General features: G+C 36.2%; 9 protein-coding genes. 6 read left to right on the top strand and 3 right to left on the bottom strand.

The genetic code is table 11. The features are described 5' to 3' along the window. Positions 1-90: 90 nt before the first annotated feature. The gene (locus tag LV842_RS12905; protein ID WP_233111862.1) at positions 91-1,515 is read right to left on the bottom strand and encodes an amino acid permease; all 1,425 of its coding nucleotides are present in this window, start codon (positions 1,513-1,515) and stop codon (positions 91-93) included. Positions 1,516-1,700: 185 nt separating this feature from the next. Here LV842_RS12905 and LV842_RS12900 point away from each other — a divergent pair, with 185 nt between their 5' ends. Next, positions 1,701-3,044 (top strand): alkaline phosphatase family protein, encoded by a 1,344-nt coding sequence (locus LV842_RS12900; RefSeq protein WP_233111861.1) that lies wholly within the window; start codon positions 1,701-1,703, stop codon positions 3,042-3,044. 69 nt (positions 3,045-3,113) lie between these two features. Here LV842_RS12900 and LV842_RS12895 read toward each other — a convergent pair whose 3' ends face one another. After that, positions 3,114-3,407: a helix-turn-helix domain-containing protein gene (locus LV842_RS12895; protein WP_233111860.1), complete on the bottom strand. Its 294-nt coding sequence runs from the start codon at positions 3,405-3,407 to the stop codon at positions 3,114-3,116. 182 nt (positions 3,408-3,589) lie between these two features. Here LV842_RS12895 and ccoN point away from each other — a divergent pair, with 182 nt between their 5' ends. The 5 genes from ccoN (at position 3,590) to LV842_RS12870 (ending at position 15,380) form a co-directional block, all read left to right on the top strand. Further along, positions 3,590-5,869 (top strand): cytochrome-c oxidase, cbb3-type subunit I, encoded by a 2,280-nt coding sequence (gene ccoN / locus LV842_RS12890; protein ID WP_233111859.1) that lies wholly within the window; start codon positions 3,590-3,592, stop codon positions 5,867-5,869. A 17-nt stretch (positions 5,870-5,886) separates the two neighbouring features. Then, a complete protein-coding gene (locus LV842_RS12885) occupies positions 5,887-6,774 on the top strand; it encodes a cytochrome c (protein ID WP_233111858.1) in 888 nt (295 codons plus the stop codon). Between the two features lie 291 nt (positions 6,775-7,065). Then, complete coding sequence (locus LV842_RS12880; RefSeq protein ID WP_233111857.1) at positions 7,066-12,093, top strand: translocation/assembly module TamB domain-containing protein; 5,028 nt, start codon at positions 7,066-7,068, stop codon at positions 12,091-12,093. Between the two features lie 7 nt (positions 12,094-12,100). Beyond that, positions 12,101-14,428 (top strand): translocation and assembly module lipoprotein TamL, encoded by a 2,328-nt coding sequence (gene tamL / locus LV842_RS12875; protein WP_233111856.1) that lies wholly within the window; start codon positions 12,101-12,103, stop codon positions 14,426-14,428. Between the two features lie 31 nt (positions 14,429-14,459). Beyond that, positions 14,460-15,380: a YihY/virulence factor BrkB family protein gene (locus LV842_RS12870; protein ID WP_233111855.1), complete on the top strand. Its 921-nt coding sequence runs from the start codon at positions 14,460-14,462 to the stop codon at positions 15,378-15,380. A 42-nt stretch (positions 15,381-15,422) separates the two neighbouring features. Here LV842_RS12870 and LV842_RS12865 read toward each other — a convergent pair whose 3' ends face one another. Then, positions 15,423-16,274 (bottom strand): DUF4822 domain-containing protein, encoded by an 852-nt coding sequence (locus LV842_RS12865; protein WP_233111854.1) that lies wholly within the window; start codon positions 16,272-16,274, stop codon positions 15,423-15,425. Positions 16,275-16,277: the final 3 nt, after the last annotated feature.

The raw sequence follows: 16,277 nt of genomic DNA, 5'->3' as shown, positions 1-16,277 counted from the left end.
CATTTTTTATTTATTTTTCCAAAATATAAAATCAAATATTTGTAAATCGTAAATAAAAAAGGATAGATAAAAATCCATCCTTTACATTTTTCAATTCGATTTCGGTTTATATAATTTATACATTAAAAATAAAAAAGCCAGCCATATCGGAATCAAAATCACCTGAATCTCCATGCCCGTAATACTCATTAATACTAAAATTAACAACAAAAAGGTAATACATATATAATTGGATAGCGGATAAAATATAGATGGAAATTTCAAATCAACACCCGATTTAATATTATTTCTTCTAAACTTCAAATGGGTATAACAAATCATCAGCCAGTTGATAATCAAAGTAGAAACTACCAAAGTCATCAAGTATTCAAAAGCTTTTTCAGGAACCAATTTATTGATAATAATACAAATCCCTGCAAAACAAGATGAAATGAGAATCGCATTGGTAGGAACACTGCTTTTATTTAATTTCGTTAAAAACTTTGGAGCATTCCCTTGTTGTGCTAATCCGAATAACATTCGGCTATTGCTGTAAACACTGCTGTTATACACTGACAAAGCGGCTGTTAATACAATTAAATTAAGCACATTGGCAATCAAAACATTAAATTGAATTATCTTTCCAAACATCGTCAGTTCCAATCCATTTAAATTTTGGAAAACCATCACAAACGGGCTCGTTCCCTCAGTAATTTCTCTCCACGGACTTAATGAAAATAAGATAACTAATGCCCCCACATAGAAAATCAAAATTCTGTAAATGACCTGATTGGTTGCTTTAGGAATTGTTTTTTCAGGATTTTTAGCTTCTGCAGCAGTAATCCCTATCAATTCCAGCCCTCCAAATGAGAACATGATCATCGCCATCGCAGAGAAAAGCCCGGAATAACCATTGCCATCTTTATTAAAAAATCCTTTCGGGAAAAAACCGCCATCATTCCATAAATTGGAAATACTGGCCTTTTCACCTCCTGTTCCGCTTACCAATAGATAAATACCAAAAACAATCATGGCAACAATCGCCACCACTTTGATGATAGAAAACCAAAATTCAGTCTCTCCATATACTTTTACCGAAGCAAGGTTTAATGCATTGATCACAATAAAAAAGAATAAACTCGAAACCCACAGTGGAATTTCGGGCCACCAGAAGTGAACGTAATGACCAATAGCCGTAAGCTCTGCCATACTTACCAAAATATAAAGAATCCAGTAATTCCAGCCGGAAGCAAAGCCAGGAAAGCTCCCCCAATATTTATACGCAAAATAACTAAAACTTCCCGAAACCGGTTCCTGAACGACCATTTCGCCCAATTGTCGCATGATAAAGAAAGCAATAATACCTGCCAAAGCGTACCCTAAAATAACGGACGGACCGGCCAATACCGCAGCCGGACCAATTCCTAAGAAAAGTCCTGTACCGATAGCCCCACCAAGGGCAATTAATTGAATATGTCGGTTAGTAAGCCCTCTAACCAAAGAATCTTTTTGTTCTCCTTTATTTTCGTTGTTCATAATGAAAAATATGGGTCTAAATATATAAAAACTTTATCTCTGAGACTAGCTCAGACTACTCATAAAATGATCTCATTTACATCATATAATTTTGATTTTATCACAAATCATTAAAAGAAATTAAACTTAATAGTCTATTCATACTTGATTAACACTAATATCCTAATCTTGCAAAAATTTATACAATGAAAAAAATATTCCTTTTTTTAGCACTAACAGCAGGATTGGCTAAAGCTCAAAACAATTCCAACCATGTTGTTTTAATAAGTGTGGACGGTCTACGACCAGAATTTTATTTAAATCCTGAATGGTCGATGGTAAACCTTAGACAAATGATGAAAAAAGGGGCTTATGCAAACGGTGTTCGAGGATCTTTTCCTACCGTTACTTACCCATCACATACAACGATTGTAAGCGGGGTACTCCCATCAAAACACGGAATTTACTACAACACTCCGGTTCAACCTTTAGGAATTACAGGAGAATGGTTTTGGTTTTATAAGGATATTAAAGTTCCTACAATTTTCAGTGTTGCCAAAGAAGCAGGACTTACTACTGCCGGTGTAAGCTGGCCGGTAACCGTTGGAGCACCCATTACCTACAATTTACCGGAATACGTTTATCTTCCTAAAAATAAAGGGGAGAAAAAAGATGAAGTAAAAGCTATGAGTATGGAATCTACTCCGAAAGAACTTTTCCAGGAAGTTCAGGATTATGCGGTAGGTAAATTTGGAGAATACGGAGCGAGTTTAGATTATGCAGTAAGTGATCAAAACAAAACCAGAATGGCTGCTTATATTTTAAAGAAATATAAACCTTCATTTTTAGCACTTCATATTGCTGCAACCGATCATTTTGAGCATGAAGAAGGCAGAGACGGAGATAAAGTTCGCTCTGCGGTAGCCGGAGCAGATGTAGCCATTAAAACTTTAATAGATGCAGCAACAGCAGCCGGAATAGGAGAAAACACAACATTTATTATCACAGGAGATCACGGTTTTGTAGATATTCATACTCAATTTAATCCTAACGTGATGCTAGCAAAAGCCGGATTATACAACAATGATAAGAAAGAAGACTGGAAAGCCTATTTTCAAGCAAGCGGAGGTTCTGCATTTTTACATCTGAAAAATCCTAATGATAAATCTACTTTAAACAAAGTCAATGAACTTTTAAACAACCTTCCGGAAGGTTACAAAAAAATGTTCCATGTATTAAATAAAGAGCAGATTGCAGATGCCAAAGGAGATCCGACAGCATCATTAGCTTTAGCAGCATATCAGGGAATAAGTTTTGGAGCAACAGCAACAGGAGAATTACTAAAAGCTGCAGACGGAGGAACACACGGTTATCTTCCAACCGATTTCAAAGAGATTCAAACTGGATTTGTAGCTTTTGGAAAGGGAATTAAGCCAGGAACCGTACTTCCTTTAATAGGACAAGAAGATATCGCTCCGTTAATTGCTTATTTATTGAACCTTAATTTAAAAACTGACGGAATTCTTTATCCGGGACTACTGACCAAATAATAATTTCAACATAAAAATGAAGGCTGCCTCGTTTGAAGCAGCCTTTTTGATTTTTCATCCGGTAAAGACTTATAAATAATCATTCGGAATCGCAATATTATTTTTTTTCATGTACTCTACAAGATCATGAAACTTATTCTCATATTCGTCATTTCCGCACTTGTGAGAAATGCTACAGATGTCGGAAGGCTTAATTTCTAAAATATCAGAAATTTTAGTCAAAATTTCCAGATTGATCTTCACTTTAGAATTTTCAATATCAGAATATGCTTTTTGAGAAATTCCCATCTCAAAAGCCATATATTCCTGAGTAAAATCCTTACTTCTTCTGATTTTCCTAATATTTTGCCCACATATTTTCATGATCCCTATTTTAGTAGTTTTTGGTATATTTTAGAAGTATATCTATTAGACTTACACAAAGTTAGTGAATACCTTTGGCAAAACATTATTACGCTACATGATATTTAAAACTTAAGTTAAAAATTTGCTCAAAAGCTTTTGTTTTAAAGTAAATATCACCTCAGTACAACAATATAGGAATTATGGAGACGCAAAAATTTAATTATGACAATAATATTGTCAGAGCATTCCTCTATGCCACAATCGCATTCGGTTTGGTCGGTTTTTTACTCGGGCTTACCGCTGCACTGATGCTTTTTTATCCTGAACTTCCGGAATTTTTATTCGGAACAGATGACACTACCATTAAAAGTTTAGCATCTGGAAATATTCAGGGACTGATTAATACACAAGGAGCTCTAGGCTTCGGAAGGATCAGAATGTTGCATACGAGTGCCGTAATTTTTGCTTTCGTCTGTAATTCCTTTTTCTGTGGTGCTTATTATAGCATGCAGAGATTGCTTAAAACAAGAATGTACAGCGATACTCTATCCTGGGTACATTTCTGGACCTGGCAAATCATGATTATCAGCGTAGTGATTACTTTCCTGATGGGAATCAACACTTCTAAAGAGTACGCAGAGCACGAATGGCCGATTGACATATTAATTACGGTTTCATGGGTAGTTTTTGGGATCAATATGTTCGGAACCATCGCCAAAAGAAGAGTAAGACATTTATATGTTGCGATCTGGTTTTTCCTTGGAACATGGATTGCAGTTGCTATGCTTCATATTTTCAATAATCTTGAGGTTCCGTTATCATTCACAAGCTGGAAATCTTATTCCATCTATGCAGGAGCAAAAGATGCCTTGGTTCAGTGGTGGTACGGTCACAATGCAGTAGCATTCGTATTAACGACTCCTGTTTTAGGGTTGATGTATTATTTCTTACCTAAAGCTGCTGAAAGACCTGTATTCTCTTATAAATTATCAATTATTCACTTCTGGTCATTAATCTTCGTTTACCTTTGGGCAGGACCACACCATTTGCAATATACTGCGCTTCCGGCTTGGGCTCAAGCAGTGGGAACAGGGTTCTCCATCATGCTGATCGCTCCGTCTTGGGGAGGAATGCTGAACGGACTTTTGACGTTGAGAGGAGCCTGGGATAAAGTAAGAGAAAATCCTATTCTAAAATTCTTCGTAGTAGCCGTTACCTGTTATGGTATGGCAACCTTTGAAGGACCGCTTTTAGCAACAAAATCTTTAAATAAAATAGGTCATTATACTGACTGGGTGATTGGTCACGTACACATCGGAGCGCTTGGCTGGAACGGTTTTATGGCTTTTGGCATCGTCTATTACCTTATTCCTGTGATGTGGAGAACTGAATTATGGTCTAAAAAACTAGCCAACTGGCATTTCTGGTTGGGTACTTTAGGAATTATTTTCTATGCTGTTCCCATGTATATTTCAGGATTTACACAAGGATTGATGTGGAAACAATTCAACCCGGACGGAACTTTAGTTTGGAAAAACTGGCTGGATACTGTAACAGCGATCATTCCATACTTCAAAATGAGATTCCTGGGTGGTTTATTTTATATTTCAGGAGCGATCTTAATGGTTGTAAACGTTATTGCTACCGTAAGAAAAGGATCATTCCAGAAAAACGTACCTGCAGAAGCACCTGCTTTGGCCAATATCGGAACGACAAGAAAAGAAGGTGAAGGACTCCATTTATGGCTGGAGAGAACTCCGAAATTATTATCAATATTAGCTTTTATCACGATTGCGATCGGTGGTTTGGTAGAGATTATTCCTACATTAACTTTAAAACAAAGCGTACCAACGATTACTGCTGTAAAACCTTATTCTCCATTAGAACTGGAAGGAAGAGATTTATATATCCGTGAAGGCTGTAATGCTTGTCACTCACAGATGATACGACCATTCAGAGATGAAATTGTAAGATTTGAAGGGAAGAATGGACAGTATTCTAAAGCAGGAGAATTTATTTACGACCGACCATTCCTTTGGGGGTCAAAAAGAACCGGACCGGATTTGCACAGAGAAGGAGGAAGAAATCCTGATTCATGGCATTTCAAACATATGTATAACCCAAGAATTACCTCAGCAGGATCAATTATGCCACGTTTTCCTTGGTTAATTACAAACAAACTGGACAAAACACAAATGGTGGACAAAATGAAATTAATGAAAAACTATTTCGATGTTCCATACACAAAAGCAGAAATAGACTCGGCGAATCAATGGGCAGATCATCAGGCAGCAGGAATTGTAAAAAGAATTTATTCCGAAGCTACAGATGTAAAAGAGCAAATTGAAAAAGACAGAGCTGCAAAAGGAGCAACATTTGTTCCGCTTGAGCAAAGAGAGATTGTCGCCATGATTGCTTACCTGCAAAGATTAGGAACAGACATCAAAACGACTCAGGTTCAAACCGCAAGTGTAGAATAATTTAAATTGTAAAGAAAATGAAAACAAGAACTCCAATTTCCATATATATCCTTGTCACACTAGGTTTGACGATCATGGCGTTCGAAATGTTCGCTCCCGACTCAGGCTATTTCTCTTCACCGTTTTTCTGGGGATTAATACTGATTGCCATTATTCTTCTTTTGATCATGAATTCGATTGGAGATTTAATTGAAAACCAGAATTTCACCAAATTATCAGCTGAAGAAAAAGCGGAATATTTAAAAGATAAAAATACACCATACTTTCAGAAACTTTGGAACTCTGCATTTAAAAAACAATCTGCAACGGAAGAAAAAGACATTCTGATCGATCACGGGTTTGACGGAATCACGGAACTCGACAACTCACTTCCTAAATGGTGGATCGGTCTGTTTTATTTCGGATGCGTATTCTGTGTCGTATATCTGACTGCGTTTGCCTTTACAGATTACGCTCATCCCGAAGCAGAGCTGAACCATGAAACAAAAAAAATGCTTGCTTCCATTGAAGAATTTGAAAAGACAGCACCACAAGTAACTCTTGAAACGGCAAAATACAGCGCAGACAACATCACAGAAGGTCAGGAATTATTCAAAACCAATTGCGTTACCTGTCATGGCGATAACGGAAAAGGAGGAATTGGTCCCAATTTAACAGATACCCACTGGATCAACATACAACAGAAAAGTTTATTCAAAAATGTAATCTGGATGCTTGAAAACGGTTCCCCAAACAACCCAACGATGCGACCTTTCATCAAAGAAGGAACCATTACAGGAAGAGATGCCGAAAAAATTGCAGCTTATGTCTATCACATCAATCAGGAAACCGCTCCTATTACTCCCGCTCAAGGTGGTGCCACTCCACAAGGTGCAGAAGTAAAATGGGAGAACGGAAATGAGTAATAAAATTTTTATCTCAAACATACAAACCATGCCAAAGCCCCCTCTTAACAACTAAACTAACATTTGAATTTTCATTTTTGCTAACCTTTTCAACAGAAAAAATGATCAATAGGGGGCTTAAAAAAAAAACAATCCGCACCTTGACTGTCTTCATCAACTAATTCACTTGACGACAACTAAACTTAAATTCCATAAAGGGCAGTCAAGGCAGGATTTTTGTATTCACAAAAGAGTATCACAACAGATGAATAATAGATTCATATTATTATATTTGTCTAAACCGAATCACTCTTGAAACTGAAAATCAACAAAAGAAAGCTCTTAAGGCGATTCCTGATAACCATTATTTCCATATTGGTTTTTCTTATTCTGCTTATTTTTAGTTTAAAACTTCCTGTCGTTCAAAACTTCATTAAAGACAGATTGGTCGTCTATCTGGAGAAAAAAATCAAAACCAAAGTAAGTCTCGAAAGAGTCTATATAGGATTTCCAAACAGTCTTGTTATGGAAAATTTATATTTAAAAGGACAGGATGTTGATACTCTTCTGGCTGTAAAAAAACTTGATGTCGGATTGAATATGCTTAAACTGATCAATTCCACGGCAGATATTACTTCGGTGGATTTGGAAGGAGCAAGAGCGAATGTTGTAAGAAAACCCGATGGAAAATTCAATTTTGACTATATCATTGATGCTTTTGCAACGAATGATAAAGAAGAAAGTTCGTCGAAACCATTCATTATTTCTTTAGATAAAATTAAATTAAAAGATATTGGTGTTACCTTCAACGATCAGCAATCCCGAAATGATATAAAACTGTATTTTAAATCCTTTGATACAAGAGTAAAAATCTTTGATTTAAATAACAACAAATACACTGTTAATGACATTAATCTTGACGGATTAAAGCTAAAACTGAAACAGGATCTCATAGAAGAAGTTTCCAAAAAAGTTGAACAAAAAGTCGATTCTCTGAACAATAAAAAGCCTATGCAGATTGGATTAAGAGGGATAAAACTCACCAATTTCGATATTGATTACGGCGACGATAATACCAAGACTTTTGCAAAAGTTCTGTTCAAAGAACTCAGTACAAAAGTCAACAAAATTGACCTGGAAAACAACGCATACAACGTTGATAATGTCATCCTTTCCGGAGCAGATATTAATGCGAATCTTTATCTTCCTGCTCAAAATGCAAATCCGAAAAACAACAAAGAACCTGAAGTCTCAAAAGTAACAGATCAAGAAAAAGCGCTGAATCTCCTGCTTGGGAAACTGGTTTTAAACAATGTAAAAGTTGTGTACAACAACACTGCGATCGCTCCTACAAAACAAGGAATGGATTTCAATCACATGAATTTTTCTAAAATGAATGTTGAGGTAAGAAGTTTCAAAATGCAGAACAATACGTTTGCAGGAACCGTAAGCTCAGCAGAAATTCAGGAAGCGAGAGGTTTGGACATTCAGAAATTCAACACAGATTTCGCGTATAACGAAAAAGAGGCTTATTTAAAAAATCTTTATCTGCAGACTCCAAAAACATTGCTGCGTGATGAGATTATTTTAAATTATAATTCGATAGAGCAGTTAAGTTCAAATTTGGGAGCTGCAAAGATCTCAGCCAATATCAAAGATTCCAGATTCGGTTTTGCAGATATTCTGAATTTGGTTCCTACTTTAAGAAATACCGTTCCTTTCAATAAATACCCAAATGCTATTTTAAATGTTAATGCTAACGTGAAAGGGAGTGTTAATGATGTGTTGATTAACAATCTTAAAGTTTCCGGCATAGATCAATTGAGAGTGGTAGCATCAGGGAGAATCAAAAATGCGATGAATCCTGATCAATTATATTATGATGTAAGGATTGCAGAATTGTCTTCCTCCGCAAAAACGATTTTCAATTTGGTCCCGAAAAATACGATTCCTTCCAATATTTCCCTGCCTTCCAACATGAGTATCAAAGGAACAGCAAAAGGAACCACCAAAGTTGTGGATGCTAATCTTAACCTCTACTCCAGTCTTGGAAATGCTGCTATGATTGCTAAAGTTGATCTCCGCAGAAAAAATCATGAATTGTATGATGTAAAATCCAATCTTCAAGGTTTACAGATCGGAAAAATCATTCAGAATAAAGATATTGGAGCAATTTCGGCACAGATTTACGCGAAAGGAGAAAGTTTTGATTTCAAAAATGCAAAAGCAGATTTAAGAGGTCATGTTGCATCGGCAGTGTACAAAGGCTACCGTTACCAAAACATGAATCTTATGGGGAAAATCAACCGTGGAGCATATAACATTGTTTTAAATTCAAAAGATCCGAATGTTCATTTATTACTAACAGCTTCCGGAGTTTACAACGAAAAAAATCCTACGGTAAAAGTCAATGGTGAGATCATAAAATTGGATGTCAACAAGCTTGGTTTCTATGAAAAACCAATGATCATTGCCGGAAAAATAGATGGTGACTTCACCAATTTAGATCCGGATAATCTGAATGGGTATTTAAATTTAAAAGACTTTGCCTTTTCAGATACCAAAGAGGTCTATCCGGTTCAGGAATTGAACCTGAAAGCTTTCACCACCAACGATTCTACTAATATTGTTCTTAATTCTCAGGTTGCTGATGTAGAACTGAAAGGGAAATATAAACTGACACAGATTTTCGGTTCTTTATCCAATACCATCAATCAATATTATCAATTTCAAAAGCCCGGAAAAGCTCAGAAAATTCAGCAGGGACAGTTTTTCACCTTTAATGCAAAGATTAAAAATGATGATATCATCAGAAAATTCGTTCCGGATCTGAAAAGTTTTGAAACCATTAATCTGACCGGAAATTATAATGCCGATTCTCAGAAAATTGAAATCGACGGACAAATTCCACAGCTTCTGTATGGTGAAAACTCCATTGAAAATGCAACATTAAAGGTAACCAACGAAAATCAGGCATTACAATACAATCTGTATGTCGCTGGGTTAAAAAGCTCGAGCTTTGCCTTAAATAAAGTCAATATTGAAGGGGATGTTTCGGATAATATCATCAATTACAACATCACCACAAAAGATCAAAAAGATGCCACTCAATTCCTGATTGCCGGAAATGCAAAATCATTGAATGACATCACGGAAATATCTTTAAATCCGAACGGTTTAAAATTAAATTATACGGATTGGACCGTAAGCGAAGGAAACAAAATCCAGATCAGCAGCAAAGGAATTCTGGCAGATAACTTCAGACTTTCAAATGGAGGAAGCGAGATTTTATTACAATCGGAATCCCAATCTCCAAACTCTCCTTTAAATGTTTCATTGAAAGATTTTAAAATTGAAACCATTACAGAGCTGATTAAAAAAGACACACTATTAGCAAGAGGAACGATCAACGGAACCGCTCAGCTCCGTGATTTGACGAAAAAAATGACGTTCACATCAGATTTAAATATCTCAGATTTAATCGTTTATGAAAATCCTGTCGGAAATCTGGCCGTAAAAGTCAATAACAATTCACCGAACGTTTTAAATGCTGATATTGCCCTTTCAGGAAATAATAATGATGTGAAGATTCTGGGAGATTACAATATTTCTTCCAGCACATTTGACCTGAATATGGCTATCAATCAATTACAGATGAAAAGCGTTCAGGGATTTTCTATGAATGCGGTTACCAATACGGAAGGTTATCTTTCAGGAAATCTTAAAATTACCGGAACTACGGATAAACCCAACATTTTAGGTAAAGTAAAGTTCAATGATGTAGGATTGGAAATTGCCAAGACAGGAAGTGATTTCCGAAAACTAAATAACGATATCCATTTTACCAACCGTGGTATTGAATTCGATAATTTTAAAATCAATGATAAAGATGGAAATTCTTTAAGAATTAATGGTGAAGTTCTTACACAAACGTATAGAGATTTTGCCTTCAACTTAGATGTCAGAGCCAAAGATTTTAAAGTGGTAAATTCAGAAAAATCGAACGACGCCATCATGTACGGAGTTTTAGCAATTGATGCCAATCTTCATATTCGTGGCGATCTGGATCTGCCAAAAGTTGACGGAAGGCTTAATGTTTCCGATGCTACAGATTTTTCATTCGTCCTTCCGCAATCGAGCCCATCATTACAGGAAAGAGACGGAATTGTAGAATTCATCGATCAGGATCAGGTGGTTCTTAATAAAACCATTAAAACCGATTCTCTAAATGCACAAAGCCGTATCAAAGGAATGGATGTCAGTGTAAATATAGAAGTAAGCAAAGAAGCCAAACTCTCTATTATTATCGATAAAGCGAACGGGGATTTCGTAAAACTACAGGGTGAAGCAGAATTGACGGGAGGAATAGACCCTTCCGGAAAAACTACCCTTGTCGGAATTTATCAGGTAGAATCGGGTGCCTATGAAATGTCTGTAAGTTTACTAAAACGTAAATTCGATATTCAAAAAGGAAGTACCATCACATGGACCGGAGAGCCTACGACAGCAACATTGGATATTACCGCCGTTTATAAAACAGAAACAGCTCCTATCGATCTGATTGAGCAGCAATTAACGACAGATTCTCCATCAGAACTCAACCAGTACAAGCAAAGAATACCTTTCAATACTTTATTAAAAATGAAAGGAGAATTACTGAAACCGGAAATTACATTTGATATCACTACTGATAAGAAAAATAACGCAGTTTCATCTGCTGTAATTGAAACCATAGATCAGAAACTTGCCCAGCTCAGAACTCAGGAATCGGAAATGAACAAACAGGTTTTTGCCTTGTTGCTGCTCAACCGTTTCATTGGAGAAAATCCTTTTGAATCCAGCGCAGGAATGTCCGGTGAAATGATTGCAAGACAAAGTGTGAGCAAACTTCTTTCTCAACAGCTTAATAATCTTGCTTCCGGTCTAATAAAAGGAGTTGATTTAAATTTTGACCTTGATTCTTCGGAAGATTATTCAACCGGCATTAAAAATACAAGAACCGACCTGAATGTCGGAGTCAGCAAAAAATTACTGAATGACCGTCTGAAAGTTTCTGTGGGAAGTAATTTCGCTTTAGAAGGTGATGCCCGGGAAAACGAAAACATGACCAATATTGCAGGAAATGTAACTCTTGACTACAGCTTATCCAAAGACGGAAGATATATGCTTAGAGCGTACCGAAAAGATGAATATCAGGTCGCTCTTCAGGGACAGATCATAGAAACCGGTGTAGGATTTATCATCACGCTTGATTATGATAAATTCCGTGATATTTTCAAAAAATCTAAAGAGAAAAGAGGTAGAGAAAATAAAAAAAATCAGGTGGTAGAATTTAAATAAACACATCATGAAAAGTAAACGCTCCATATATTTCAAGTATTTATTCGCTTCAGGAATTGCAGCGCTGAGTTTTTCGTGTAGCAACACCCGGTTTTTGAAGGAGGGACAAATGCTTTATACAGGAGCGAAAATAAAAATAGAGAATGATTCTCTTTCAAAGAAAGAAAAAAAAGAACTTCAAACCGCCTTGGAAGCCAATCTTACTCCAAAACCCAATTCTACGTTTTTAGGACTGAGACCTAAACTGTATTTCTATAATATCGCCAAAGAACCTAAAAAAGAAAAAGGATTTAATTACTGGCTGAAGTATAAAATGGGTGAAAAGCCTGTTTTATTGGGAGATGTAGACCGTCAGTTTAATAAAGATATTATCCAGAATTATTCTGAAAACCAAGGGTATTTTAATGCAAGAGCGACCTACGATACCGTTTCTAAAAATAAAAAAGCACAGGTCATTTATACCGTAAGACCCGGATCGAGGTATTTAATCAGTAATGTTAAATTCCAGAAAGACTCTTCGTTGGTTAACAAGGAAATTCAAGCTTTAGCAGATAAAACATTTCTTAAAAACGGAAATCCATTTGATCTGGATGTTATTAAAAATGAAAGAGAAAGAATTGATAACGGACTTAAGGAAAGAGGTTTTTATTATTTTCATCCTGATAATATCATTGTTCAGGCCGATAGTACGATAAGCAAAAACCATAAAGTAGAACTTAATGTAAAGCTGAAAGACGATACTCCGGATCTTTCAACCCAGCAATTCAGTATTGATAAAGTAATTGTATTCCCGACCTATAATATTCAGGATGTAAGAGACGGAAAATATAAAATTCCGATGGATGCAGATTCTCTTTCTCGATATGCTTATAAAGATATTTATGTGATTGATCCGCAACATAAGTTTAAACCTAAAATATTTGACAGGGCTTTATATTTTAAAAAAGGAGATCTGTACAATCGTACCAATCACAATCTTACCTTAAACCGTTTGATCAGTTTAGGTGTTTTTAAGTTTGTAAAAAATGAATTTATTACCTCAGATTCTCTACAGCATAAGTTTGATGCCTATTATCTTTTAACACCTAGGGAAATACAGTCTCTTCGTCTGGAAGCTTTAGGAAGAACCAATTCTGCCAATTACGCAGGAAGCGAGTTGAATCTGAACTGGACTCACCGAAACTTCTTCAGAGGAGCAGAACAATTTAAAGCAGCAATTTACGGAGCTTTTGATTTCCAAATGGGAGGTCCTGAAAACGCTAAAAACCTATTCAGAGCCGGAACCAATGTTCAGCTTTCAATTCCGAGAATTGTGGCTCCCTTCAGATTTAATTCTTCGAGTGCTTTTGTTCCGAGAACGAATATTACTTTAGGCTATGAGTTTCAAAATCGTACGGAATATTATACTTTGAATACGTTCACAGGATCATTCGGATATGTGTGGAAAGAAAATGCGAGAAAGGAACATGATCTGAAAATCTTTGATGTGACCTATGTTTCTCCTGCCAATATCACGGCATTGTATGAGTCAATTTCTGCAAAAAGTGATGCGATGCGAAGAGTTGTTCAGAAACAATTGATTTTCGGACCTACCTATTCTTATACTTATACCAATACGATGTTGTCTAAACCCACCACGATGTATTATAAAGGGACATTGGATTTGGCAGGAAATATAACAGGATTGGTGACGGGAGCAAATGTAAAAAAAGATAAGGAGAAAACGATTTTCGGTGTGCCTTTCAGTCAATATGCCAAGATTGAAAATGATTTCAGATTGTACCATAAATTCAATGAGAAAACATCTTTAGCGACAAGATTTATCGCGGGCTTAGCTTATCCCTACGGAAATTCTGAGCATATCCCTTTTTCAAAACAGTTTTTCTCTGGAGGAAGCAACAGTGTGAGAGCATTTCGGGCAAGAACGTTGGGACCGGGAAGTTTTGATCCGAGAACTATTGAAGCAGGTTATTATTTTGATCAATCCGGTGATATTAAATTAGAATTGAATGCAGAATACCGTGCCAATCTTTATAAGTTTTTAAATGTTGCCGTTTTTGCAGATGCCGGAAACGTCTGGCTGATTAATGAAGATCCCGACAGACCGGGAGCCAAATTTTCAAAAGAATTTTTAAGTGAAGTAGCTGTTGGAGCCGGAGTTGGTTTAAGATTAGATTTTTCTATTTTGATTTTAAGGTTAGACCTTGCCATGCCAATAAGAGTTCCTTATTATGAAAAAAATGACAGATGGACGTTTGATAAAATAAATTTCGGCGACTCTAACTGGAGAAAGGACAATCTCATCCTGAATATTGCGATCGGCTATCCTTTTTAGCTTTGTATGTTTAACAAATTCCGATCCTGTTATGATAAAGAATATAAGATTTTTCTGGGAAGTCGTAAAGGAAACATTCTCTGCCTGGAACAGTTCTCCTGCTACCACAAATTCTGCGAGTCTGGCTTATTATGCTATTTTTTCGATTCCAGGGTTATTAATTATCATTATTTGGATCGCAGGCTACTTTCTTGGAGAAGAAGCGATACGCGGAGAAATAAGCCAGCAAATCAGTGGTTTGATGGGATCCGATGCTGCTAAAAGTATAGAAAACATGATTGCGGGAGCTTTAATCGACAAGCAGAATATTTTCATGAAAATCATAGGAATCGGTTCATTGGTTTTTGGTTCCACCACTCTATTTTTTCAGCTGCAACATTCATTAAATACGCTTTGGGATGTGGAAGCTGCTCCTAAAAAAGCCATCGTAAAATTTCTGCTGGATAGAGCCAATTCACTAGGAATGATTCTGATTCTTGGTTTTTTACTGATGATTACCATGATTTTATCTTCTTTAATAAGTATTTTCAACAAGTTTATCACTCAATATTTTGGTTTAGAAACTTATATGTTGGTGGAATTCATCAATTTTGCTGTTGGTTTTGGGGTCGTGATGTTTTTATTTGCCTTAATGTTCAAAGTACTTCCTGATGTAGAAATCAGCTGGAAACCGGTATGGAAAGGCGCATTCCTTACCGCAATTCTTTTTACGCTGGGAAAATTTTTATTAAGCCTCTATTTCGGAACGGCTAAACCCACTTCTGCATTTGGTACGGCAGGAACTGTCATTTTAATTATGATGTGGATCAATTATTCCTGTATGCTTATATTTTTCGGAGCTGAGTTTACAAAAATTTACACCTACAAAAAAGGATATAAAATTATCCCTTCAAAACATGCTAAATGGAGCAATGCTAAGCTTTATGAAGACAGCAGAAAAGCACAAACATAAAAAAAAGAAACTCCTAGGAGTTTCTTTTTCACATTACAATTATTAGGGTTCCAGATGATTAACCGGTTTATGGATAATATCATAGAATTCTGTCGGGTTATTGGTTGCATCGGGTACTATTCTGTAGATAAACTCTGTATTATTCAGGGTAAGAATATCTACAACTCTGGTGAATATCACATTTCCGTTAGCATCTAATGCGGTGATAGTTCTTTTTTTCCCATCCGGAGATATAGACCAGGTTCCTTGTGATCTCAGGACATCATTTAATCCATAAATAGCATACGCTCCATTTGCTCTGAAATAAGAATATCCTACAAATCCGCTCACTTTGGGATCCGTTAAAGCAACCAGACTTCCATTTTTATCTTTTGCTCCAGTAGTTTCCCAAGGTGTAGATGCCAGTATAAGCTGACCAAGATTAGGCTCTGCATGACTTACTCTCGAGTGCTTAATATCATAAAACACAGAGGAATCGTTTGGGTTCGTGTGAATTCTGTAAGTAAATTCATTTTTATTTAAAACAAGAATATCAACAACACGTGTAAAAAGAGTCGTTCCATCAGGTTTTAAAGCGGTAATGGTTCTGGTTTTTCCGTCTGCAGATACAGACCATGTTCCTCTTGATCTCAACACATCATTCAATCCATAAATGGCAAAATTTCCATCTGCTTTAAAGTATGAATACCCTACAAATCCGCTTACACTTGGATCAGTAAGAGCAACTGAATTTCCGTCTTTATCTTTCGCTCCGGTTGTTTCCCAAGGTGTTGACGATAAGACTTGGGATGGCGTTTCTATCTCACTTTCATTATTATCTGAACTACATGATACAAAAGTAGCTACAAAAGCAAAAATTGAAGCCACATAAAAAAGTTTCTTTAATGTACTCATTAT

The sequence above is a fragment of the Chryseobacterium gwangjuense genome (assembly GCF_021311115.1).
In the GTDB taxonomy this organism is placed as follows: domain Bacteria; phylum Bacteroidota; class Bacteroidia; order Flavobacteriales; family Weeksellaceae; genus Chryseobacterium; species Chryseobacterium gwangjuense.
The sequence above is the reverse complement of the archived record's forward strand: the minus strand, read 5'-3'. Positions and strand labels throughout refer to the sequence as shown.